The 21427-nt window shown below is 69.1% G+C and carries 26 protein-coding genes; 15 read left to right on the forward strand and 11 right to left on the reverse strand.

Annotation, left to right across the window (positions count from 1 at the left end):
• Positions 1-172: 172 nt before the first annotated feature.
• On the reverse strand, positions 173-946 hold the full coding sequence (locus ACIBA9_RS21660; RefSeq protein WP_399365581.1) for a maleylpyruvate isomerase N-terminal domain-containing protein: 774 nt from the start codon (positions 944-946) through the stop codon (positions 173-175).
• Between the two features lie 612 nt (positions 947-1558).
• Between ACIBA9_RS21660 and ACIBA9_RS21665 the strand changes: the two genes are divergently transcribed.
• Positions 1559-2629: an NADH:flavin oxidoreductase/NADH oxidase gene (locus ACIBA9_RS21665; RefSeq protein ID WP_399365219.1), complete on the forward strand. Its 1071-nt coding sequence runs from the start codon at positions 1559-1561 to the stop codon at positions 2627-2629.
• 96 nt (positions 2630-2725) lie between these two features.
• A complete protein-coding gene (locus tag ACIBA9_RS21670) occupies positions 2726-2890 on the forward strand; it encodes a hypothetical protein (protein ID WP_399365221.1) in 165 nt (54 codons plus the stop codon).
• A 56-nt stretch (positions 2891-2946) separates the two neighbouring features.
• Here ACIBA9_RS21670 and ACIBA9_RS21675 read toward each other — a convergent pair whose 3' ends face one another.
• The 4 genes from ACIBA9_RS21675 to ACIBA9_RS21690 all read right to left on the reverse strand — a co-directional run bounded on the left by ACIBA9_RS21675 (position 2947) and on the right by ACIBA9_RS21690 (position 5135).
• Positions 2947-3294: a hypothetical protein gene (locus ACIBA9_RS21675; RefSeq protein ID WP_399365223.1), complete on the reverse strand. Its 348-nt coding sequence runs from the start codon at positions 3292-3294 to the stop codon at positions 2947-2949.
• 30 nt (positions 3295-3324) lie between these two features.
• Positions 3325-3984: a hypothetical protein gene (locus ACIBA9_RS21680; RefSeq protein ID WP_399365225.1), complete on the reverse strand. Its 660-nt coding sequence runs from the start codon at positions 3982-3984 to the stop codon at positions 3325-3327.
• 111 nt (positions 3985-4095) lie between these two features.
• Complete coding sequence (locus ACIBA9_RS21685) at positions 4096-4662, reverse strand: hypothetical protein (protein WP_399365227.1); 567 nt, start codon at positions 4660-4662, stop codon at positions 4096-4098.
• A gap of 311 nt (positions 4663-4973) precedes the next feature.
• The gene (locus ACIBA9_RS21690) at positions 4974-5135 is read right to left on the reverse strand and encodes a DUF2795 domain-containing protein (protein WP_399365229.1); all 162 of its coding nucleotides are present in this window, start codon (positions 5133-5135) and stop codon (positions 4974-4976) included.
• Positions 5136-5395: 260 nt separating this feature from the next.
• Here ACIBA9_RS21690 and ACIBA9_RS21695 point away from each other — a divergent pair, with 260 nt between their 5' ends.
• Positions 5396-5758: a DUF2267 domain-containing protein gene (locus tag ACIBA9_RS21695; protein ID WP_399365231.1), complete on the forward strand. Its 363-nt coding sequence runs from the start codon at positions 5396-5398 to the stop codon at positions 5756-5758.
• Between the two features lie 242 nt (positions 5759-6000).
• The gene (locus ACIBA9_RS21700) at positions 6001-6591 is read left to right on the forward strand and encodes a DsbA family protein (protein WP_399365233.1); all 591 of its coding nucleotides are present in this window, start codon (positions 6001-6003) and stop codon (positions 6589-6591) included.
• A gap of 386 nt (positions 6592-6977) precedes the next feature.
• Here ACIBA9_RS21700 and ACIBA9_RS21705 read toward each other — a convergent pair whose 3' ends face one another.
• Complete coding sequence (locus tag ACIBA9_RS21705) at positions 6978-7958, reverse strand: LysR family transcriptional regulator (protein ID WP_399365235.1); 981 nt, start codon at positions 7956-7958, stop codon at positions 6978-6980.
• A 95-nt stretch (positions 7959-8053) separates the two neighbouring features.
• Between ACIBA9_RS21705 and ACIBA9_RS21710 the strand changes: the two genes are divergently transcribed.
• The 5 genes from ACIBA9_RS21710 to ACIBA9_RS21730 all read left to right on the forward strand — a co-directional run bounded on the left by ACIBA9_RS21710 (position 8054) and on the right by ACIBA9_RS21730 (position 13218).
• The gene (locus ACIBA9_RS21710; protein WP_399365237.1) at positions 8054-9211 is read left to right on the forward strand and encodes a nuclear transport factor 2 family protein; all 1158 of its coding nucleotides are present in this window, start codon (positions 8054-8056) and stop codon (positions 9209-9211) included.
• Between the two features lie 663 nt (positions 9212-9874).
• On the forward strand, positions 9875-10249 hold the full coding sequence (locus ACIBA9_RS21715; protein WP_362156397.1) for a VOC family protein: 375 nt from the start codon (positions 9875-9877) through the stop codon (positions 10247-10249).
• 277 nt (positions 10250-10526) lie between these two features.
• Entirely contained in the window at positions 10527-10820 is a 294-nt protein-coding gene (locus ACIBA9_RS21720; protein ID WP_399365239.1) for a hypothetical protein, read from the forward strand.
• Positions 10821-11008: 188 nt separating this feature from the next.
• Positions 11009-11548: a hypothetical protein gene (locus ACIBA9_RS21725; protein ID WP_399365241.1), complete on the forward strand. Its 540-nt coding sequence runs from the start codon at positions 11009-11011 to the stop codon at positions 11546-11548.
• 83 nt (positions 11549-11631) lie between these two features.
• The gene (locus tag ACIBA9_RS21730) at positions 11632-13218 is read left to right on the forward strand and encodes a hypothetical protein (protein WP_399365243.1); all 1587 of its coding nucleotides are present in this window, start codon (positions 11632-11634) and stop codon (positions 13216-13218) included.
• Positions 13219-13383: 165 nt separating this feature from the next.
• Here the strand turns inward: ACIBA9_RS21730 and ACIBA9_RS21735 are convergent, their stop codons facing one another.
• The 5 genes from ACIBA9_RS21735 to ACIBA9_RS21755 all read right to left on the reverse strand — a co-directional run bounded on the left by ACIBA9_RS21735 (position 13384) and on the right by ACIBA9_RS21755 (position 16075).
• Complete coding sequence (locus ACIBA9_RS21735; protein ID WP_399365245.1) at positions 13384-13812, reverse strand: DMT family transporter; 429 nt, start codon at positions 13810-13812, stop codon at positions 13384-13386.
• Positions 13813-13858: 46 nt separating this feature from the next.
• Positions 13859-14179, reverse strand: coding sequence for an SMR family transporter (locus ACIBA9_RS21740; RefSeq protein WP_362156410.1), 321 nt, complete (start codon positions 14177-14179; stop codon positions 13859-13861).
• Positions 14180-14514: 335 nt separating this feature from the next.
• Positions 14515-15201, reverse strand: coding sequence for a DsbA family protein (locus ACIBA9_RS21745; RefSeq protein ID WP_399365247.1), 687 nt, complete (start codon positions 15199-15201; stop codon positions 14515-14517).
• Positions 15198-15686: a nucleoside deaminase gene (locus ACIBA9_RS21750; protein WP_399365249.1), complete on the reverse strand. Its 489-nt coding sequence runs from the start codon at positions 15684-15686 to the stop codon at positions 15198-15200. The genes ACIBA9_RS21745 and ACIBA9_RS21750 overlap by 4 nt, the downstream gene beginning before the upstream one ends.
• Positions 15687-15700: 14 nt before the next feature.
• Entirely contained in the window at positions 15701-16075 is a 375-nt protein-coding gene (locus ACIBA9_RS21755) for a hypothetical protein (protein WP_399365251.1), read from the reverse strand.
• 134 nt (positions 16076-16209) lie between these two features.
• On the opposite strand from ACIBA9_RS21755, the gene ACIBA9_RS21760 reads away from it, so the two are divergent.
• The 6 genes from ACIBA9_RS21760 to ACIBA9_RS21785 all read left to right on the forward strand — a co-directional run bounded on the left by ACIBA9_RS21760 (position 16210) and on the right by ACIBA9_RS21785 (position 21406).
• Positions 16210-16656 (forward strand): MarR family transcriptional regulator, encoded by a 447-nt coding sequence (locus ACIBA9_RS21760; RefSeq protein ID WP_362156420.1) that lies wholly within the window; start codon positions 16210-16212, stop codon positions 16654-16656.
• Between the two features lie 584 nt (positions 16657-17240).
• Complete coding sequence (locus ACIBA9_RS21765) at positions 17241-18719, forward strand: AMP-binding protein (protein ID WP_399365253.1); 1479 nt, start codon at positions 17241-17243, stop codon at positions 18717-18719.
• On the forward strand, positions 18716-18973 hold the full coding sequence (locus ACIBA9_RS21770) for an acyl carrier protein (RefSeq protein ID WP_399365255.1): 258 nt from the start codon (positions 18716-18718) through the stop codon (positions 18971-18973). Before ACIBA9_RS21765 ends, ACIBA9_RS21770 begins: the two co-directional genes overlap by 4 nt.
• A 108-nt stretch (positions 18974-19081) precedes the next feature.
• Positions 19082-19456: an ectoine synthase gene (locus tag ACIBA9_RS21775; protein ID WP_393901147.1), complete on the forward strand. Its 375-nt coding sequence runs from the start codon at positions 19082-19084 to the stop codon at positions 19454-19456.
• A gap of 83 nt (positions 19457-19539) precedes the next feature.
• Complete coding sequence (locus ACIBA9_RS21780) at positions 19540-20694, forward strand: acyl-CoA dehydrogenase family protein (protein ID WP_399365257.1); 1155 nt, start codon at positions 19540-19542, stop codon at positions 20692-20694.
• A gap of 25 nt (positions 20695-20719) precedes the next feature.
• Complete coding sequence (locus ACIBA9_RS21785) at positions 20720-21406, forward strand: transglutaminase family protein (RefSeq protein WP_393901149.1); 687 nt, start codon at positions 20720-20722, stop codon at positions 21404-21406.
• Positions 21407-21427 lie beyond the last annotated feature (21 nt).

Consider the following 21427-nt stretch of genomic DNA (forward strand, 5'->3'; position numbering starts at 1 on the left):
CTTCGCGCGCACCAGTTGGGTGCTCCGAAGGCCAACGCAGGGATTATAGCACTCAGTTCGAACCGACAGGCGCCATGACGGCGGCGCCAACTCCCGGCACTGTCCAGCCAGTAGGCCCGCAGCCGGCCCGCGGCCGCGCGATGTCCGCGACCCCGGGCCCAGTGGCGCCCCCTTACGCGTCCGGATCCCAGCCTGCGAGCTGCTCCAGCGGCTCGGTGTCGCCGGTGGTCTCCAGGACGTCGAGCGGAACGCGCTCGTAGAAGGAGAGGACCAGGTCGCTCGCTGCGCCTCGCAGCGCCATGTCGCCCGGCTCCGCGTCGGCGGCGAGGTCGTCACAGCGGACGCCGGCGGCGTTCAGGGTCAGGCGCCAGGAGCGGCCCTCGGTCGTGTGCAGGTCGATGGTTGCCGGCTTGAACGGCCAGGGGACGGTCGTCGCCGAGATGGTCGTCAGGAACTCATCGACGCCCTCGACCGCGACGTCCGTCGGCAACGGCTGGGCGGCGCCCTGGGCGAGCTGGGCGTCGTAGGTGTGGAGGGCGATCTCCTGCATCTGGTGCCGGGCCACGGCTCCGCTGGTCTCCGGGGCCTGCGAGCGGCCCCACCAGGTCCAGCAGCCGCGGTCCGGGCCGGCCTCGCGCATCGCGGCGAGCATGAGCTCGGTCGACTCGGCGAGCCGGGCGTCCAGGGCTTCGTGGTCGCGGGGCGCGGTCGGGGCGCCCTTCGGGTCCGTCCTCGCCGGGGGCTCGGCGCCCGGACCCGCCGCGACGATGGCGGCCTGGCGGCGGCGGCCGTCACCGAGGTGCTGCGCCAGTTCGCGCAGCGTCCAGTCCGGGCAGGTCGGGATCTGGACGTCAAGGTCGGGGGCGGACGCGATCGCGGCGCGGAACGCGGCCGAGCGGTCTTCGATCAGCCGCAGGACCTCGGGGAACTCCAAGATTCTTTGCACGGCGGTTGTGTATCGCGGCGCTCCGGCCGCCGGATAGCGAAATTGTCGGACGAACGCGTCGATGTTGGGGACGGTCGATGTCGCGGGTGGGTGGACGGGCAGCGGTCGAGGTTTGTCGATGTAGGCGATGATCTCGCCGATCCGCGGCAGTTCGTAGTCTGCCGCGTCCATGCGCTGGAAGCCCTCGCGCATCCGTGTCACCAGCCCGAGCGGGCTGCGGTGGTCCCCGGCGGCGGAGCGTTCGCCGACCAGGCCGGGGAGCTGCCCGGCAATGGTCATGTTCCGCGGCTCCTGCTCCGGGGCGGGCGCCTCGGCCGCTGCGACATCGGCCGCGGTCGGAGGCGTTTGCAGGGCCTCGACGGCGCGACGAACTTCGTTCCGGGCTGTAGCCGGCTTCTTCCACGTCTTGGCTGAGTGAGGCCGGCGACCAGGCCGGCCCACAGCCCGGCCTCGGCGCACATCATCCGCGCGCGTGAGCGCGTCTGGCCAATGGTGTGTGCCACGGGCGGCCGGGTACTCGGGTGTGCCCACCGTGAGGGGAGCCCCGGAGCCCGGGCCGTCACGGCTCGACGGCTGGTACCAGTCGTCCCACATCCCCCTGCGAGGCCTTCGATGAGCCGTCTCTTCTCGCCGTTCACCCTCCGCGGCACGACCTTCCCGAACCGGGCCTGGGTGGCCCCCATGTGTCAGTACAGCTCGGTCGACGGCTATCCGCAGGACTGGCATCTGGTCCATCTCGGCTCCCTGGCACGCGGCGGATCCGGCCTGGTCATGCAGGAGGCCACGGCCGTGGAACCCGAAGGCCGGATCACCCCTTCCGACGCCGGCATCTGGGATGACGGGCAGGCCGCCGCGTACAAGCGGATCACCGACTTCGTCCACGGGCAGGGAGCCATCGCCGGCATCCAGATCTCCCACGCCGGCCGCAAGGCTTCGACGGCACCGCCCTGGGAGGGTGACGGGTACGTGGAACCGGAGGCCGGAGGATGGCAGACGGTGGCACCGTCACCGCTGCCGTTCGGCGACTGGCCGGCCCCACGGGAGCTCGGCGCGGGCGACATCCGCGCTCTGGTCCGGGCCTTCGGCGAGGCCGCCGCGCGGGCGCTGTCCGCCGGCTTCCAGGTCCTGGAGATCCACGCCGCGCACGGCTATCTGCTGCACCAGTTCCTGTCACCGCTGTCCAACCACCGCCGCGACGAGTACGGAGGCGATCTCGACGGGCGCAGCCGTTTCCTCGTCCAGGTCACCGACGCCGTACGGGCACAGTGGCCCGAGGATCGCCCGCTGTTCGTCCGCTTCTCGGCCACGGACTGGGCCGACGGCGGCTGGACCCCGGAGGAGACGGTCGAGCTGTCGCGGCACCTGGTGGCCCACGGCGTCGATCTGGTGGACGTCACCAGCGGCGGGCTCGTCCACAACGCCCGTATCGAAGTGGAGCCCGGCTACCAGGTGCCCTTCGCCCGAGCCGTCCGGGAGGGCGCGGCACTGCCCGTCTCCGCGGTCGGCCTGATCACCGCGCCGGAGCAGGCCGACCAGATCCTCGTGGACCGCTCGGCCGACGCGATCATGCTCGCGCGCGAACTGCTGCGCAACCCGACCTGGCCGCTCCGCGCGGCCCGCGTGCTCGGTGACGACGTCCCATGGCCGAAGCAGTACCAGCGTGGCCGCCCACGTCATCGCTGAGGCTGCCAGATGCCGGATGGCACACGGTGAGGCCGCAGACGTTCCACCGCGGCCCGAGAGGGAAGAATGGACATAAGCGACGAAGGAGGGCCCATCATGAAATCCGGAGCCCCTGATTACGACGCTTGGTACTCGCGCACACCTTCGCAGGCCGAGGGCGAGCGGGACGAGACGGGCGAGCGTACCGCGACAGAACAGCACCCGGACGTCTCCCGGAGCGAGCCGTCCCAGGCGGAGGGCGAGCGCGGCGACGACGCCTAGCGCCACTGGAGGACCCGTCGCCGGGGGCCGGGTGAGGGTGCGCTTTTTCGGCGCTGTCACCGGTTCCCGGCCCGCTTGAGCAGGTGCGCGGCGGCGTTCTCGATGTCGGCGTATTTCTGCTGTGCGGCACGGACCTCGGCGGAGAGCACACCGCAGCGGTGGACTCGCTCGAAATCGCCGTAGGGGAATTTGTACCGGCCCTTTGTCTCCTCTCCCATCTCGTCGTCGATGCCCAGGTACCACCTGGCGTACTCGTTGAATCCGTGCTGCTCGAGGTAGGTGTTCTCGTCCGCTGCCGAAGGCCGGTGCTCGCTCCACTCGTCCCGCTCGTCCAGGACGATCCGGCCCTCTTCGGTCAGTTTCTTCGCGTGGTCGAACGCCATCGCGTTCAGTTTCACCGTCACGCCTGTTCACCACCGCATCGACTGTCGTGTTCAGGTGTCGGCCGCTGCCGCCCGGATATCCTGCTGAGCCTGACCCATCAGCTCGTCCAAGTCGCCGACCTCAGGGCTCAGTTCCCGCGCCCGAGGCGCGATCTGCTGCAGCCATGCCGCAGTGGCCAGAGCCAGTTCGACGGCCTCCTGGGTCCGCTCCTCGCTGAGCAGTTTCTCGACCTTGAAAGCAATGCTCGCGAGTGTGTCGTCATCCGTGGCAGGCACCAAGTACGGTTTCAGGCCTGGCGGATACGGTGTCCGCTCCCGGTACTCACGCATCGCGGTCACGACCGCGGGCACCGCGCTGTAACAGTCGAGGAGGCCTATGAAGACGTACAGGCGTGCCACCAGCCGGGGCAGGCCGGGGTGCCGATCCAGCCAGTCCATCAGCTCACGCTGATCACCGAAGTGGTCCATGATCTGCGACATCGCCTCCGCGACCCGGTTGGGCCAGGTCCAGTGGAAGGGCAGCAGCCGCGCCACCTGATGGGCGAGCGCCGCCTCGCCCTCCGCGTCCAGGGTGCCGGCGACGAACGCGGTGACCTGCCCGCGGTCCAGTCCGTAGCCGGCCGGCGCCGCCCGGTCCTTTGAGCTCTGCGACGAGTCGTGGCGCAGACGCAACAGCCGTGTGCCGATCTTGCTCAGTGTCCGGTCCCGCATCGTTCCTCCCGGCTCGCGATGTGTTCTTCATCGTCCGGAGCGCACGAACGGCCAACGCATCCGCCTCCGGGCGGTTCGGCACCCGGGGACGGATGAGGATGGCGCCCCTGTTCAAGAGGCCGGTGCGGTTCCGCCGCCGACCTCGCTGGTCTTGACGCGAACCACCACGTCTGCCGCCTCTTCCAGGCTGTGGTCCAGGTTGTTGAGGAACCGCTCGTCGTCGGTGCGGATGCCTCGGACCATGTCGACGTCGAGGCTGTCGCCGATCTCATCTGCGCAACGTTCCGCCGCGCGGGCGGCCGCCGCCGCCTTGGCCGCGACGCCGAACTCTTCCTCGATGTCCTTGAGGAGGCGTTGCGGAGTGTGACCGTCGTGCCCGGCCCGCACGGTCGACGGCAGCCCCGACATCAGCCGCCACAGCAAGCGGCCGGTACTCACGGCCTGATCGCCCAGGGTGGTGAAGGCCCCGGGCAACTGTCCTCTGGGGGTCAACTGCTCCAGGCGGCGATTGAGCTCGTGGATATGGTCATCGACCTCCTGGATGTGATCCTCCAGGGTCTGCCGGTGGTCCCTCGCGGGTTCGGCGGCCAGATCCGCCCGCAACTTGCCGGCGACCGCCTCTTCTGCATCGCGCACGTCGCGCAGCAGCGGGATGACCGCTTCAGTGGTGACTGCCATGAGAACTCCTCACAGGACGAAACAAAGGCAGGCGGAGGGCTTGCCCGGGTGGCTGCGCGGCGGCAGCGGTCGAACGCTCGGCGCCCCGCCCCGCCTGGGAGCCGGCGGCCGGCCTCCCTTCTCGATCTCCAGATGCCGAGCCTTCGCCGGCACGGCCCTGGGCACGGTCACCCAGAGCATGCCGCCGGACAGCGTCGATCTCTACGGCGATGTCCTCGCCGAACCGGCGGCTTCGGGACGTCACGTAGGTGCTGCGACCGGCCGGGGCGGCCGCCGCGCCGCGTCGGTCTGCTCCGCGCGCTGCGCCGTGCTCAGGTCCAGATCGGATGCCGTACAGATCTGGCCACCTCATCCCGGTTGCCGTATTCGTCCAGGGGAATGGCGCGAAGCGCCTTGACCAGTTCGTCTTTGCTCGCAGGGAAGTCGACATCCTGCAGCGCTTCCAGTACGTCCCGTACGCTTGTGGAAGACATAATCCTCCTCGGCTTTGTCCCGAGGCAATTCGTACTCGTGCCCTACCCGTGGCATTCCCGGCAAAACCGGGTGCCGACGATGTCGAAGCACTTCAGTGCGTCGCCGAGCCCGGAACCCCCACCGGTGCGTTGAGGGCCCTGCTGGACGCGGTGCGCTCCTTTGCCGTTCGGCACCGGTCGCCAGTCGCGCCGGCATATCGATCATTGTTCGGGGCAGTTCATGCGCGGTATCCGTGGTGGGCTGCCGGATTGGAGGCGCCATGGACAGCGACGAGTTCATCCGGCTCGTCAGCCAGCGGGCCCACGTGCCCGAGGAGCAGGCCAGGGAGCTGACCCGGACCGCGATGCTGACACTGGCCGAGCGGATCACCGGCGGTGAGGCCAGGCACTTGGCCGGCGTCCTGCCCGCCGAGATCGCCCCGCCCCTGGTCCCACCGGAGGATGTCGCCCAGAAATTCGGCGTTGCCGAGTTCGTCCGGCGAGTGAGTGAGCGTGCGGGCGTCGACGAGACCGTTGCGCGCAGGGGCACCGCGGCGGTTTTCATGACGCTGGCAGAGGCCGTCCCCGCCATGGAATTCCAGGATCTGATGTCGCAACTGCCGAACGAGTTCCAGAACATCTAGCGCTGATCTCCCGGTGCCCGGAACACGGCTACGCGCACACCATGAGCATCGCTCGCAAGCGCTTGTTTTGAAATCCAACGGACCGGTGGCAGGCTGGAAGAAGTGGTGGCGCGGCATGTGCGCCTTTCCGGTGCCGCGTTCGAGGGCCGGCGTACGTGCCGGCTGTTGACCCGTGGCCGGCTTGCCATGCCGGTCGCCCGTGATGACGCGAATTCCATCGACTTCACGACAGGGGACCCGGCATGAGTACTGAGACGCCCCAGATCAGCTCGCCCTCCCGGGTTCCGGCCAGTGCCTCGCCGACCGGGGACGGCATCGTCGTCGGAGCCGGCCCGGTCCAGGTGGATGCCTTCATCGACTTCCTGTGCCCGTTCTGCAAGCAGTTCGAAGAGAAGAGCGGGCAGCTCCTCGACGAGCTGGTGGCCGACAAGGCGATCAGTCTCGTCTACCACCCGATGGGTTTCCTCGACGGGCTGTCCACCACCCGGTACTCCTCCCGTGCCTCGGCGGCCTCGGGCTGCGCGTCCGATGGCGGCCAGTTCATGGAGTACCTGCACGCGCTGTTCGCCAACCAGCCCCCCGAGGGCGGGCCGGGCCTGTCCGATGACGAACTGGTCGAGCTCGGTCGCGGGGTGGGACTGGGGGACGGCTCGTTCGCCGAGTGCGTCCGGCAGGGCGTCTACCTGGACTGGAGCTTCTACGTGACGGCGGTGGCCGCCCAGCGGGGCGTGGGCGGAACGCCCACCGTGGCAATCCAGGGGGTCCCGGTGCCGGCCAACCCCCGGACCATCCTGACCGCGGTCCGTGCCGCCCTCGCCCGTGTCGGCGGATGAGGTGCCTGGTCGCGGACGGGCGCGGTCATGACGAACCCAGGTCCGTGACCGTGCTTCTCCCTCTAGACACGCTCGGTGAAAGACCCATCCGGGCGCCGGGATTCGCTGTGGGCCGTCGAGGCACCCTGGGACGGGTGACCGCCGAAACCGTGGTCGGCGCATATGGCCGAGTCGGACGGCCGCCCGGGATCAGGGACCGGTGTCGCCGGGGTGGGCGCAGAGGCCGCCCCGGTACCCGCTGTCGTGCCAGGCGCCGGTCGCGTTGGAGTCCAGGACCGTCTTGCCGGGGCCGTGGTTTATGGATAGCTCAGCAGTGTTTCATCATCGTCCGTGCCCTGAGCGCGGTGATGAGTGTGCGGCGCCGAGGTGCCCCTGGCGCAACGGCCTCATACTCGGGGCGTTTCCGTTCCGCTGTCGTCAAATGTCGGCGCGGCGGCATGGGCATCCTTCTCGGTCGGCTGATGAGGGGCGTGGGTAGGACGGACCGAGGCGAAGGCTGTGGCGAGCTGGTCGAGCAGGGGCGCTGCGGAGGGGTGGGGGTCACGGCGTGGTGTGATCGCGTAGATGCCACGGGTCGGAGGATCGACGAGGGGCATGGTGGTGACGCCGGTCCGGAGCGCGCCCGTCAGCACGCCGGGTACCAGCGCGATGGCATGACCGGTTGCGACCAGGGCCAATTTGCCGACCAGATCGGCTGCGGTGAGGTCGATGCGGGCGCTTACCCCGGCTCGGGCGGCGTGTTGGCGCAGAAGCGCCGCCGAGCCGTCGTTGTCCTCGACCCAGGTCTGGTCGGCCAGCGTCCGGATGTGTACCGGGCCGCGCGCGGCCTGCGGATGGCCGACGGGCAGTGCGACGACCATGTCGTCCAGCCCGAGGAATCGTCGTATGACCCGGGGGTCATGGGGCAGCCCTGGCGGTGCATCGGTGACAACAGCGATGTCGAGATCGCCGGCGATCACGCGGTTGTGCAGTTGCGCGCTCAGGCCCGGTAGCAGGTTCCACCGGATGGATCCGGCTCGCTCGAGCAGCCCCCGGATGGCCTCGGGAACGATCCCTGCGGCCAGGGACGGTGTCGCGCCAACAGCCAGCGGCCGATTGAACGTCCCGTCACGAACGTCTCGTACGGCTCGAACGGCGCGGTCCGCCTCGTTGAGCGTGGCCACGGCGTGGTGCCGGAACACCTCGCCGGCAGGCGTCGGACGGACACCGCGCGCATGGCGTTCCACCAGAGGCACGCCGAGTTGCCGCTCCAGCCCGGCGATCTGCCGGGAGACGGCCGACTGCGTGTGATTGAGCTCGATGGCCGCCGCCGACAGTGACCCGAGTCGACACACGGTCACGAAGGTCCGCCACACCGTTAGTTCCATGGCATCAGTATGCGCAGCCGACATGCGCCTCCCGCATGGGTGGCCTGCACAATATGCGCTTGTCGCAGCCTTCCTGGTGCGCCACCGTGGCGTGCATGACCACACCGCACACGATCGCCGTCCTCGGCTTGGGGCGCATGGGTGGCGCGATCGCGACTCGACTCACTGCCCAGGACTGGGACGTCGTGGGCTGGACACGCTCGGGGCGCACATCAGGCGCCGTCAAGACGGCTGGCGATCCGAATGAGGCAGTGGCAAGGGCAGATCTCGTGCTCCTGGCGTTGTTCGACGGGCCGGCCTGCCAGCAGGTCCTCGACGACGTCCGTGACTCGCTGCGCCCGGACACGATGGTGTTGAACACCAGCACCATCGCTCCTGCCGAGGCGTCGAAGCTGGCCCGGCAGCTCGGCCCGTCCTATGTCCACGCGCCCGTGCTCGGCTCTGTGCCGGCTGCCGCCGCGGGCGCCCTGCAGATTCTCGCCGCCGCCGACCAGGACGCGCTCGATCGAGCCCGACCGGTTCTGGAAACGCTCGGCACCGTGCGGCGCGTCGACGACGCCTGCACCGCGGCCGCGCTCAAGCTGATCGCCAACAGCAGCCTCGCCGGCGCTGTCCTCGCGCTGCGGGACTCACTGCGGCAAGCCGACGCACTCGGCTTGCAGCGCGCCCAGGCGCTGGACGTCCTCGAACTCGGCCAGCTCGGTGGGCTCGTGGCCCGCAAACGCCCCTTCCTTGACGGTGAGTCGCCCGCCGGTACCGCCGACTTCACGATTGGTGCGCTGGTCAAGGACATGGCTCTCCTGGCCGATGCGTCAAACACACCTCTGCGCAGCGCCGTCGGTCTGGCTGACACCTCTGCCGCCCCCGAGGCCGACATCTCCAGTGCCGCCACGGTCCCCGCTGTGTCGGACGCGGTTCTCGAACCGCTCCGCGCCTACATTCGCGGACATGCCACCGGCGAGCCCACCCACTTCCGCGACGCTTTCCTGCCCACCGCCCACATCGAGGGAATCCGGGGCGGCGCTTTCGTCTCGTGGCCTCTGGATGAATACTGCGCTCTCTTTCACGGCCACTCGGCCCCGGACGAACCGAGCCGCTCTCGCCGGATCGACAGCGTCGACGTCCACGGCACCATTGCGACCGCGACCATGACGCTCCAGCACGGCGCGGACACCTTCACCGACATCTTCCTGCTGGTCCGCGTCGGCGACAGTTGGCGCATCGCCAACAAGGCTTATCACCGGCACTCATGAGAGAGCGAGAACCGATCCATCGCCTGTTTCAGCGTCGCGTCGGGATCGGGTGTTCCGGCGGGTGAACGATCAGTATGCGCACGGGGAACGATCTTCGACTAGTCGAGAAGGCGCAGGTCGTCCCCACTCGTGAACACTTCAGTGCCGGCAGTAGCTCGCTTCAGTCAACAGGGCAATGGCCGTTCGCTGCGGAGCCTTCGAATCCCATCCATCCGCAGGCCGCCAGGCGCGCGGTAGACCCGGACGCCTGGGCCGACGGCGCTACCGCACAGGCCAGAACGCCCACGGGGGCGGCGAGCGGCAGCGCGAACAGCCGGGTGCGGCGCCTGGTGAGACGGTCTTGGTGGAGCGCACGTGTGTGTCCTTTCGCCAGATGCGGGAGCCGTGGCGCAGCCGCTTCCTTGGCCGCGCCGGCGAGCCCGCGGAGTGCCTTCCGCGATGTTGCCGGTCTTCCAAGGAGAGATGTACGCGGCCGCGCGGTAACCGGCGCCTCCGGACTGCGCCATTGCCAGGGCCTCGATGCCCCAGCGGTCACTGCCTGGAGGGTCGGTGCGCCCGTCCACGCGGGCTCCGGCATACCGGTTTGCGCATGCCGCCAGCCGCGGTGGGTACGAGGGCTCCGCGGAAGCGGCCCAAGAACAGGAAGACCATGGGGTGTCGGAAGTGATCAGAAAGCTGCAGGCCGTCGCGCTGGACTGCGCGGATCCGGTACGGCTCGCGGAGTTTTATGCGGATCTGCTCGGCGGTCGGGTGGTCGCCGACCCGCAGGATCCCGACTGGGTCGAGGTGCACGGGTTCGAGGGAACGCCGCTGGCCTGCCAGCGGGTGGACGGGTACACGCCGCCCGAGTGGCCTGACCAACGGCGCCCGCAGCAGCTCCACCTGGACTTCGACGTGGACGACCTCGACGCTGAGGAGAAGCGGGCGCTCAGCCTGGGAGCGACCGTACTCGAGAGGACGGACCAGCTGCGCCCGGACGCCAACTGGCGGGTCTACGCCGACCCGGCCGGCCACCCGTTCTGCCTCTGCGTCCACTGAGTCGGCCTCGGAGCACATGCCGGCTCCGTCACGGATCGTCAGGTCCGGCGACGAGGCATGTTCGGGGAGTGCCGGCCGGCTCAGTCGCGAGAATCGCTCCGGATGCGCGGGAAGACGACGCGCCACCTCATGCGATGCACACCCCAAGGGGCATGCGTGCCCCGGTGCGGGCGGTCGGTCGTGTCGGTCCGTGGAGAAGGCGCTTTGGTGGGTATCAGCATCCATGACCAGATGAGGAGCCGATGGTCGCTCCCTTCGGCGAGAGGAGACACAGCCCATGGCTGCCGACGCGAGTTCCGTCCGGATCACGGCAAGGATCCAAGGCAGGGACATCGTCCTGAACGGCCCCCTGTCGAAGGACGACATCCGCAACAGGTTGTGGTGGTGGCAGATCCCGGATCCCGAGACCCACAAGGAGAAGGAGGACCGTCTGCACGAATACGACGACTCCCACAGGGACGTGATCACCACCCTGGGTGGCTACTACGAGGTCTCCAGCGACCGGCGGACACCCGAGGCCGACAAGTTGGTCGAGATGCTGTACGCGGAGCTCAACCCGAACGAGCGGTAGCCGCCCGAGGCCGTCGGGACGGGGGTCCGGTTCCTACAGTGAGACGAGCCGGCTCGGCCAAGACCGGCGACGCCAGGCCGGCCCCACCGAAGGCGCTTTCATCAGGAATCGCCGGACTCCCGATTGACCCACGGTCTACCGTATGGGCATGCCGCGCCGCCCGCTGCGGTGAAACGAGGAGGCCTGCTGTGTCATCGCCCTGCGACCCCCAGTACGCTCCCGTCGGCGACGTAGGCGCAGCGCTCCTGATGATCGACTCCCGCCTCAAGGCCGTCTACGACAGCAAGCCGGAGGCCGACCCCGCACAGAAACAGATGGTCGAGCAGTTCGCCGCGTCCCTGGGGCCCGAGGGGGTCGACGAGGTGTTGGACGGGACCTGCACGCTCATCTACATGTTCATGCGGTGGCTGCGCATGGCCTGCGAGAGCCATGACGAGGACGTCATCGAGTACGTGGTGCCCACCTTCGTGGCCACGATGCGCATGATGCCCAAGACCTTCCGTCCCGAGGTCATCCCGACCATGGCCGGGCTGCTCATCGCCGCGGGCACCGGACTGAGCCCCAATCTGTGGCGCGCACAGTACGGGGAGTGGACGGAGGCCGAGTTGAACCCCCTGGAAGCCACGGCCGTGCTCCTCGCGGAACGCATCAACAGAATGGCCGACGACGACCACGAGTTCGCCACCCGCTTGATCACCGAGGCTTTGTCCAAAACGGAGCCCGACTGACGCCCGGTGCCGGCCGCCGTCGCACGGTAGGTTCTCGGGCCGTCAGCACAAGAGGCTCGGTTGCCTCACGAAGGGGCGGGGACATGCGACTGGCCATTGATGTGTGTGAGGGGGATCAGGCGATCCTCACGCACAGCGCCTACGGAGCCAACTTCTCCTGGGAGTTGGACCGGATGATCGAGGAGGGCGGGTTCGCCCCGTCCGACGGCATCGGACGGTGGGATGAACTGCACCGGCAGGTGACTGCGCGCTTCTTCGAAGTGGAGCTTGCCGAGGCGGAGTTAACAGGCATGTCGGTGGCCGAGCTGACGGCGCTTTGCCTCGCCGAGGCCCGTCGGGTCGGAGCGGCCCGCCCGGAACCCGTCGCCGGACAGGGATCGTCCCCGTTCGAGGACCGAGTGCTCGCTGTCTGGCTCGCCGACTCGGTGCTGGACGAGCGGCTGGACGAGCGGCGCATGGTGGCGGACCTTGCCCTGGCCGACGGCGACCTGCTGGTGCTGTACATCGAGCACCCGCCCGACGCCTGCTATCAGCTGCTTCCGCCTCCCAACCCCGCGGAGCTGCTGCGCTGGCTGCAGCTGGCGGAGAACTCCACCGCACCGGTGGCGGGTCCACGCCTGTGGGGCGTGTTGCTCTACACCGAGGCCGACGTCGAATTGGCGACGTACGTGCGCACGCACTTCGACGACCTCAACGTCCTGTCGGGACCCGCCACCCGGGTCTTCGTCGTGGAGCGGCGCCAGGACTGGGGCACCGCGAAGAAGTACTGGCGCCGCCACCTGGAACCCGAGCTGTACCGCGTACTTTCGGCCATGCGCTGGCTGCGCTGGACACCGTACGACCCGCAGGGCGCCTACGAGATCGCCTCGCTCCTCGGACTCGGGCCCGAGCAACTGCCCTGCCTGGTCTTCTTCCACGGTTCGCAGGAGGCTCGCCCGGATGACGACAAGATCGTCTTCCCGATCGAGCACACCTCCACGGCGTACTTCCGTGCGCTCTTCGGCGGCATCGCCACAGCCCTGCGCACGGTTCCCGAGGCCGCTTCGACGGACGGCGTCCAGGGCCGGCCGTCCCGGCGGGAGGCCCGTACGGGCGAGTACTTCGAGTACCGGGCCGGGGGCCGGGACAGCAGGCGCTACGCCCCCGCGGACACGGCCATGCACACCTTGCTGTCGTCCGCCCGCGCTGCCGACACAGCCGCGTTCGAAGCTCTCCGCTCGGCACGGAGCACCATCGCCACGGCCATGCGGGCTGTCGTGCCACCGCCGAACGGGATCACGGTCAGCAACAGTCACATCATCCTTGAAACCGCGGGAGCCGCGTTGTCGGAGAACTTCTATTTCCAGGGTCAGAACACCACGTTCATCAACCGGCCCCAGGACACCGTCGTTCAGGACTTCCAGAACACGCACGGGGCGGCCGTCGGCGCCGACGATCTGACCCGGCTGCTGCGCCTGGTCCTGTCGAGCGGTGACATGGCCGCCGCCGACCGGGAGGAGGCCGCCGCCACGATCCACGACCTCGCACGCATCGGCTCCACCACGCAGCCGGACCCGGCAGCGGCCGGCACGCGGCTGGAGCGGCTGCGTTCGCTGCTCGTCACCGGCGCCGACATCGCCCAGCCCGCACTCGCGATCCTCGCGTCGCTGACCGCCTTCTTCGGGGGCTGAGCCGGTTCCGCCCCGTCGTGTCGACACCGGCGCCCTGCCGGCCGGTCCCCCATGGGCTCCGAACCCTGCCACGACGTCAGCCGTGGACAGGTGCCGGAACCGGGGTGACCGAAGGCAGGGCGTTCGTCGTACCCGGTGATCGGGCACAGGCCGGCTGGATCCCGTTCAGTGCTGAGCGCTCGGTGTCTCCCGCGGTGTGGCGGTGATGTGCTCGGCGTTCGGCGCCTCGGCCGAATCCGGGGTGGGCTCCGGCCTGTCGGCGAGCTTGAGCCAGACCACACCGGCGATGATGACGGCCAGCCACAGGGCCTGGACCGGGGTGAGACTCTCGTCGAAGAAGACGGGGCTGAGCAGTGCCGCGCCGGCCGAACCGATTCCTGCCCAGACGGCGTAGCCGATGCCGACGTCGATGGTGCGCAGGGCGACGCTCAGCGCCCAGAGCGTCAGAAGGAAGAAGACCACGGCGATCAGCGACCAGGTCAGGCGGGTGAAGCCGTGGCTCCCGCCGACGCAGAGGGCGTAGCCGACCTCGAACCCTCCGGCGAGGAGAAGCGTGAGCCAGGAGTTGGCCGAGGAGTGCTGGGTGCTGGACATGTGTATGTGTCCTTCGGTGAGGGTGGTGGGAGACGTCGGGGGATGGCTACGCGGCGCCGCTGAGCTGCAGGCCGACGACGCCGACGATGATGGCGGCGATACCCAGCGCCTTGCGCCAGGTCAGACGCTGGCCGAAGAGCAGCGCTCCGAGAACCGTGATGCCGATGCCGGCGACGGAGGTCCAGATCGCGTAGCCGACGCCGACGTTGAAGGTCAAAAGCGCCTTGCTGAGGAAGTAGGTGCCGATGGCACCGCTGACCAGGGTGGCGATGGTCCACTTGCGGTTCTTGAAGCCTTCGGCCTTGCCGGCCGCGATGGCGACGGCGATCTCGAAGATGTCGGCGATGGCGAGGTAGAGCCACTGCATGGTAGGTCCCTTTGTTGTCGATTGGGGCCGGCGTCGTGGTGTCGGCCTGTTTCGGAAGTGCCTCGTGCCGCGTCAGCGGTGGTGGGCAGGGTGAGGGGGCGTCGCGCCGTAACCGCGGCAAGCGATCATGTGCCGGATCCGCGGGTGGGGGAGTGGGGCCCCGACCGCCCGGCCCGGGTGCGGCCGGTGCACCTCGGTCGTCGACGCGATCGCGAGCCGGTCGCCCGGTCGAGGGCCACGGATCCGTCGCCGGGTGGCCGAAATGGGTCGCCGCCATGGCACACACCCTCCGGACAAGGAAGGACGGCCGTGGTGTCCGAACGCCTCGTGTCGTGTCAGCACCCGTCGATGCCGCAGGCGGCACCTCGGGCGACCGCCTGCTCGGCCTGGGTGTCGAGGACGGCCTTGCGGATCTGGGCCGCGGTGGGGACGCCTTCGATACGGTGGTGTTCGCCGACGATGATCGTGGGTACGACGCTGATGCGGTGTGCCGCGGCGGTCCGCAGCGCCTCCTGGTGTGCCTCGGTATAGGTGCCGGCCGTCAGCGCCTCGGCGAACGCCGCCTCGTCCAAGCCCAGTTCGGACGCGATGTCGGTGAGGACGTCCAGTTCACCGATGTCCCGGTTCTCCTGGAAGAAGGCTCGAAGCACCCGCGGGGTGTACTGCTCGGCCTTGCCGTGCTCGGCCGCGTACTGGTGGCCCTCGAACGCCAGCCGGGTGTAGGGCTGGGGAGAGACGGTGGGCAGGGTGATGTCGACGTTCATCCTGCGGGCCATCGGATAGACCGAACGGGCCCAGATCGACGGCAGATACTCGTCCTCGGGCCGCAGCGTCGGGGTCGGGTGGGGCCGTAGCTCGAAGGGCATCCACTCGATGTCGACGTCGAGGTCGGCGGTCGCCTCGTGCAGCGGGTTCTCGGCCAGCATGCAGAACGGACAGACGTAGTCCGACCAGACCTTGATGCCGACTTTGCCGGTGTGTGTCTCCGTCACATGTGTCTCGGTCGCGTGTTTCTCGGTCACATCCGTCTCCGGTTCATGGCGAGGAATTCTTCGAACGGCTGCGTGGCTTCGGGGATCTGCAGCGAGGTGACCTTGATCTGCCAGGACGCGGGGTCCTGGGCGAAGATCGAGTACGAGCCCGCGTAGTCGAAGCCGTACCGTGCGGCCGTCTTGCGGTCTGCGGCGTGGACGATATGGCCGACGTTGAAGTACAGCGAAGCCATGTAGCACAGGGCGCAGGGCTCACCCGAGGCGATCAGTGTCGCCCCCGCCGTGGCGTGCAGCCCGTACTTGGCGGCAGCCTCGCGCAGCGCGACCACCTCGGCGTGCGCGGTGGGGTCGTTGTCCTCGCGCACCCGGTTGAAGCCGGTGCCGAGGATGCGACCGTCGTTGACCACCACACCGGAGAACGGGATGCCGCCCTGGGCGACATGCTCACTGCTGATGCGTACCGCCTCACGGACGTACTCGGTCAGCTCGCTCTGTGACATCTCCCAACGGGACACGTTCGCTCCCCTGCTCAGACTGCGGCCGGGCGGAGCTGGGTGACAGCGCCCCCGGCCGGGGTGAAGGGGGCCGGCCGACATGCGGTGGTCTTCCCCATGAGGATGGTCAGGTCGGGCACGGCAGCCGCACCGGCATCGAGGCCGGTCGGGGCGGCGTGACCGACGCCCGTGTCCAGCTGCCGCAGGGCCACCGCGTACGCGCGGACGTCAACCGGCACGGCGAGCGGGAGCGGCGCGCGGGACCGCAGACGGCCCAGGCACCGGACGGCACCGCTGCCGAGCGTGAAGGCCGTGTCGAACAATGACGAGAACAGCCGCGAGGCCGACGAAGACGCCGACGACCAGGCCGGCGAAGTCACCGGCGCCGTGAATGCCGTGGGATCGGGCATGGAACCCCAGTCCTTGTTTGTACGTGCATGTAGTTGGACCCCGTGGGATCCGGCGGAAGAGACCAGCAGGTGGGATAAAGCTTGCATGAACATGTATCTTGTTGTCAACGTGCCGCCTGAGAGGGAGCTGCCTCATGACCACGATCTCCTATGCGTCGGCCGCCGCGTCCGACCAGGCCATGTGGGGGAAGGTCCTCACCCTGCACGCGCATGTGGAGCGCCGACTCACCCAGGCCCTGCAGCGCAAGCACGGCATAGGGCTGTCCGAGTTCCGGGCCCTGGAGTGTCTCGTTCAGGCCAAGGACAGCGAGCTGCGTATGCAGGAACTCGCCGACAAGGTCGGGCTCGGGCAGAGCTCGGTGACGCGGCTGGTCGGCCGCCTCTTCGCGGCCGGTTTCGCCTTCCGGGACCTGTGTCCGGACGACAAGCGCGGCGTCTACGCCGTCATCACCGATGAGGGCAGGCAGCGCTACGCCGACGCGCGGGCCACGTACGCCGAGGTCCTGAGCGCGGCGCTGAACGCCGCCGGCGCCACCGCGGAGCTGGCCGGAACTGTTCAGGCGCTGCGCAGCGCCCTGTAAAGGCGGCATCGCCCGCCTCCTTTTCGGCTCCACCTCCGGGGGAGCCGTCTTCGGGAAGCCGTCCCGCGAGGGGCGGCCTCCGGTGTTTCGGCGTCCGGTCGAGCATGCCCGGCCGGGGTGAACATTCGATGCCGCGCGGTCCGCCATTCTTTAACCATCGCGTCACCTCTGCCTGCGGCGCGCCCTCACGGCGTGGCCGGGCGCGCGCGGCCGCGGCGCACCCCCGTCGCCGATTCACGTGTCCACGCGGCACTCCCGCAGCCGGGGCGATCCCCTCTCTAAGGGCTGGGACGCCCGCTGGGAAGCCCTTACATCCACTCGCAACGCACCGTTCATCAAGCGAACTCGACGCTTCTGCACGCTCCGCTTTCAGTGATGTGCATCACTGAAGACCGGGCCAATTACATGCTTGACTCTGCATGCATCACCGCTACGGTTGGTCGCGGCTCGATCACGGGGGAGTGGTGCGGGGCCGGTCATGCAGATGGCCGCCGTGCTCCGCATGTCTTTTGGCGCGACTCAAGCGCCGTCACCCCCCTTCGCATGTCGATTGTCATGGACAGGTGCACGAAGTAGGGGGAACTGTGCCATTACCACGCCTTTCAGACGCCCTGGCCGCCCACGCCGGGCGCCGGCCCGATCAGGTGGCCCTGATCTGGGGCGAGCGGCAGGTGACGTACCGCCGGCTGGTCACACTCGCCGAGGACCTGGCCGGCGCCCTGGACGCCCTCGGGCTCGACCGCCGACAGCCGCTGTGCGTCCCGGCACACAAGACGCCCGCGACGATCGCTCTTCTCATCGGCGCCTTTCGAGCCGGCTACGCGGTCCTGGCGCCCTCGCCCGACCTGGGCTCCTCCGCCCGTGCGACGCTCGCGGCACAAGCACGCTGCTCCACGGTGCTGACCGTCGACGACCAGGGCGTGCTCGACGCCTCTCCGGTCGTACCGGACGAGGAGGCGGCCCGGGACTTCGACACCGCGGACCCCGCCACCGCGCCCCTGCTGCTCACGACCTCCGGCTCCACCGGTACGCCCAAGATCGTGCCCATCCGGGGCGAGGCCTTCGAGCGGTTCGCCGACTGGGCGGCCCGGCGGTTCCACCTCACCGAGCAGGACACCCTGCTCGCCTACGCACCCCTGAACTTCGATCTCTCCCTGCTCGACGTGTGGACCGCGCTGTGGCTCGGTGCCCGGACCGTCCTCGTCGAGCAGCAGCTCAGCGCGGACGCACGTCACCTGCAGGACCTGCTCACCCGGCACGAGGTCACCTTCGTCCAGGGCGTGCCCATGCTGCACCGGCTGCTCACCCAGGACGGTGCCGTCCACCCCGGGGTCCGCACCGTCATCTTCACCGGGGACGCCCTGCCGCAGGCCCTGCTGCGACAGCTCGGCACTGCCTTCCCCGGCGCCGGCTTCCACAACGTATTCGGGTGCACCGAGACCAACGACAGCTTCCTCTACGACGCCGACCCCCGGGCGGCCGGTGAACAGACACCCATCGGCCGGCCGCTGCCCGGGGTGCGGGCCCTGCTGCTCGACGGCGACGGAGACATCCTCCAAGGCCCCGGAACCGGTGAACTTCTCGTGACCACCCCGTTCCAGACCTTCGGGTACCTGCAACGCTCCCGAAACGAAGGGGTGTTCGTCCCCGCCCCCGACGGTGGCGACGAGGTCTTCTACCGCACCGGCGATCTCGTCACCCGGGACGCCGACGGCGTGCACTGGCTGCAGGGGCGCACCGACTTCCAGGTCAAGGTCCGCGGGGTGCGGACCAATGTGCAGGAGGTCGAGAACGTCCTGACCGCCCACCCCGACGTCGCCGAGGCCGCCGTGGTGGCGATCCCCGATCCCGAGGCCGGCTACCGGCTGCACGCCCAGGTGACGCGACGGCCCGGCACCTCGCTCACCTCCCTCGGGCTGCGCTCGCACAGCGCCCAGCGCCTGCCGCGCCACGCCATTCCTTCCTCCGTGCACGTGGGCGATGTTCCGCTGCCCCGCACATCCACCGGAAAGCCCGACCGCAACCTCATCAAGGCAGCACGACAGAAGGGAAACCCCTCATGACCTCCCTGGCGGACGAGATTCGCGGCTATGTCGTCACCGAATTCCTCGACGGAGAGGACACGGCGGACCTGACGGCCGACTTCGACCTCATCGACAACGGCGTCGTCGACAGTCTGGGCGTGGTCCGGGTCGTCTCGCACCTCTCCCGGACCTACTCGATCCCGATCGACGACATTCCCCTGACCCCGGACAACTTCCGCAGCATCGGCGCCATTTCGGCGTTCGTCGAGAACGCGACGAAGACCGCCGTCTGATCCGGCGTGCCGGGCTCGCACACGAGCCGGAACAAACTCCCGGAGCGCTCCAGAAGACCGCCCGGTAGACCTCCCGACACATCATCCGACCACACCTTAGGAGATGTCATGATCGTCCGTAGCATCAGCGAACTCGCCCCCGTCGAGTGGGGCAACGGAACCAGCCACCGCCTGCTCACCGAGGCCGACGGCATGGGCTTCACCGTGTGCGAGACCCTGGTCCGCAAGGGCACCCAGAGCGCCCTGCAGTACCGCCGTCACCTCGAGGCCTGCTACTGCACCGGGGGGTCCGGCGAGGTCGTCACCGCGTCCGGCGAGCGCTACAAGATCACCGAGGGCACCATATACGCCCTCAACGAGAACGACGCGCACTACCTCATAGCCTCCGACTACGAAGACCTCAGACTGATCTCCGTGTTCAGCCCGGCCCTGCGCGGAGACGAGCAGCACACGCTGTCCGCCGACGGCTTCTCCCAGTACTGAGTCACCGCGTTCCGGGGCCCGCCCCGCGCACAGCGGCGCGGGCCCCGGCCCCGATCAGCGACGTACCGGAAGGCAGCACACACATGACACCCGCACCGTCCACACTGCCCACCGCCACCCCGGAGACCGACCCCTACGCTCTCGCCGCGCCCTGGGCGGGCGAACTCAACCACGACGTCGAACAGTGGGACGCCCGCGCGGAGTTCCCCTGGGAGAAGTGGAAGGTGATCCAGCGCTCGGGACTGCTCGCCGTGCCGTTCGAGACGCGGTACGGAGGCAGCGCCGGCACCCTGACCGACACGATGCGCGCCCTGGAGGGCCTCGGACACACCTGCCGCGACACCGGCCTCGGCTTCTCCGCCTCCACGCAGATCGTCAGCGTCGGCGTCCCGCTCCAGGCGTTCGGCTCCGAAGAGCTCAAGTCCCGCTTCCTGCCGGGGATCGTCACCGGCGACTCGATCACCGCGCACGCCATCACCGAGCCGGACAACGGCTCCGACGCCCTGAACATCTCCACCACCGCCACCCGCGACGGCGACGACTACGTCATCGACGGCGGCAAGATGTTCATCACCAACGCCCCGATCGCCGATCTCTTCCTGCTGTACGTACGTACCGGCAAGCCCGGACCGTTCGGCCTGAGCGTCTTCCTGGTCGAGCGCGACACCCCCGGCCTCCGGGTCGGCGACCCGCTCGACAAGATGGGACTGCGCACCTCCCCGCTGAGCGAGGTGACGTTCACCGGGCTGCGCGTGCCCGCCGCCCACCGCATCGGCCAGGAGGGCGCCGGCTTCCTGATCCTCGACCACGTGATGAAGCGGGAGATCCTCTTCTCCTTCTCCCTCACACTCGGCGAGATGGAACACCGGCTGCGGCGCGTGCTCCAGTACGCCAAGTCCCGCCGCCAGTTCGGTGAACCGATCGGCACGTTCCAGGGCGTCGCCCACAAGATCGCGGACATGAAGATCGCGGTGGAGACCGCCCGCAAGTGGCTGACCGACACCGGCGCCAAGGTGGAGACCGGCCAGGACGCGGCCATCGACATCGCGGCGACCAAGACCGTGGTCAGCGAGGCCAACACACGCACCGCGCTCGACGCCGTCCAGATCTTCGGCGGCCAGGGGTACCTCACCGCCACCGGCATCGAGCGGGACGTCCGCAACGCGGTCGGCGGAACCATCTACTCCGGCACCAGCGAGATCCAGCGCAACCGCATCGCCTCCCTCCTGGGCCTGTGAGCCCGAAGCCGACGAAAGGGTCACCATGAACGCCCTCACACCCGACGACCTGCGACGGCTCACCGCGCCCACCGAGTTCCTCGACTACGAGAGCGACTCCGTCCAGTCCTTCGTCGACGAGGCGGTCACCGACCGCGCCGCCGACAAGCGCCGACTGGCCGTCGAGCTCTACCACGCCGTCCGCGACGACGTGTTCTACGAGGTGTACGGCGCCGACCTGTCCCCGCAGGGGCTGCGGGCCAGCCACACCGCCACCACCCGCAAGGGCTTCTGCCTGCACAAGTCGGCGCTGTACGCGGCCGCCTGCCGGGCCGTCGGGATACCCGCCCGCGTCCACTACGGCGACGTGCGCAACCACCTCGCCTCCGACCGGCTGCGCGCACACATCGGTGGCGACGTGTTCTTCCACGGCCTGAACTCCGTCCACCTGGACGGCAAATGGGTCAAGGCCACCCCGGTCTTCAACAAGATCCTGTGCCGGCTGTACGGCATGAAGGCGCTGGAGTTCGACGGCACCACCGACAGCCTGCACCACCCCTTCGACGACGAGGGCCGCCAGAGCATGGAGTTCCTGGCCGACCACGGCGGATTCGACGACGTCCCCTACGAGTTCGTGATGGCGAACATGCGCCGCAAACACCCCGGCTTCCTGGACACCACCGGCACCGGGACGGTCCGCGGCGGCTCACTGGCCGCCGAGGCGACCGCCTGATCCCGCTCGACGACGAGGAGA

It is taken from the genome of Streptomyces sp. NPDC051452, from assembly GCF_044454765.1.
Taxonomy (GTDB): Bacteria; Actinomycetota; Actinomycetes; order Streptomycetales; family Streptomycetaceae; genus Streptomyces.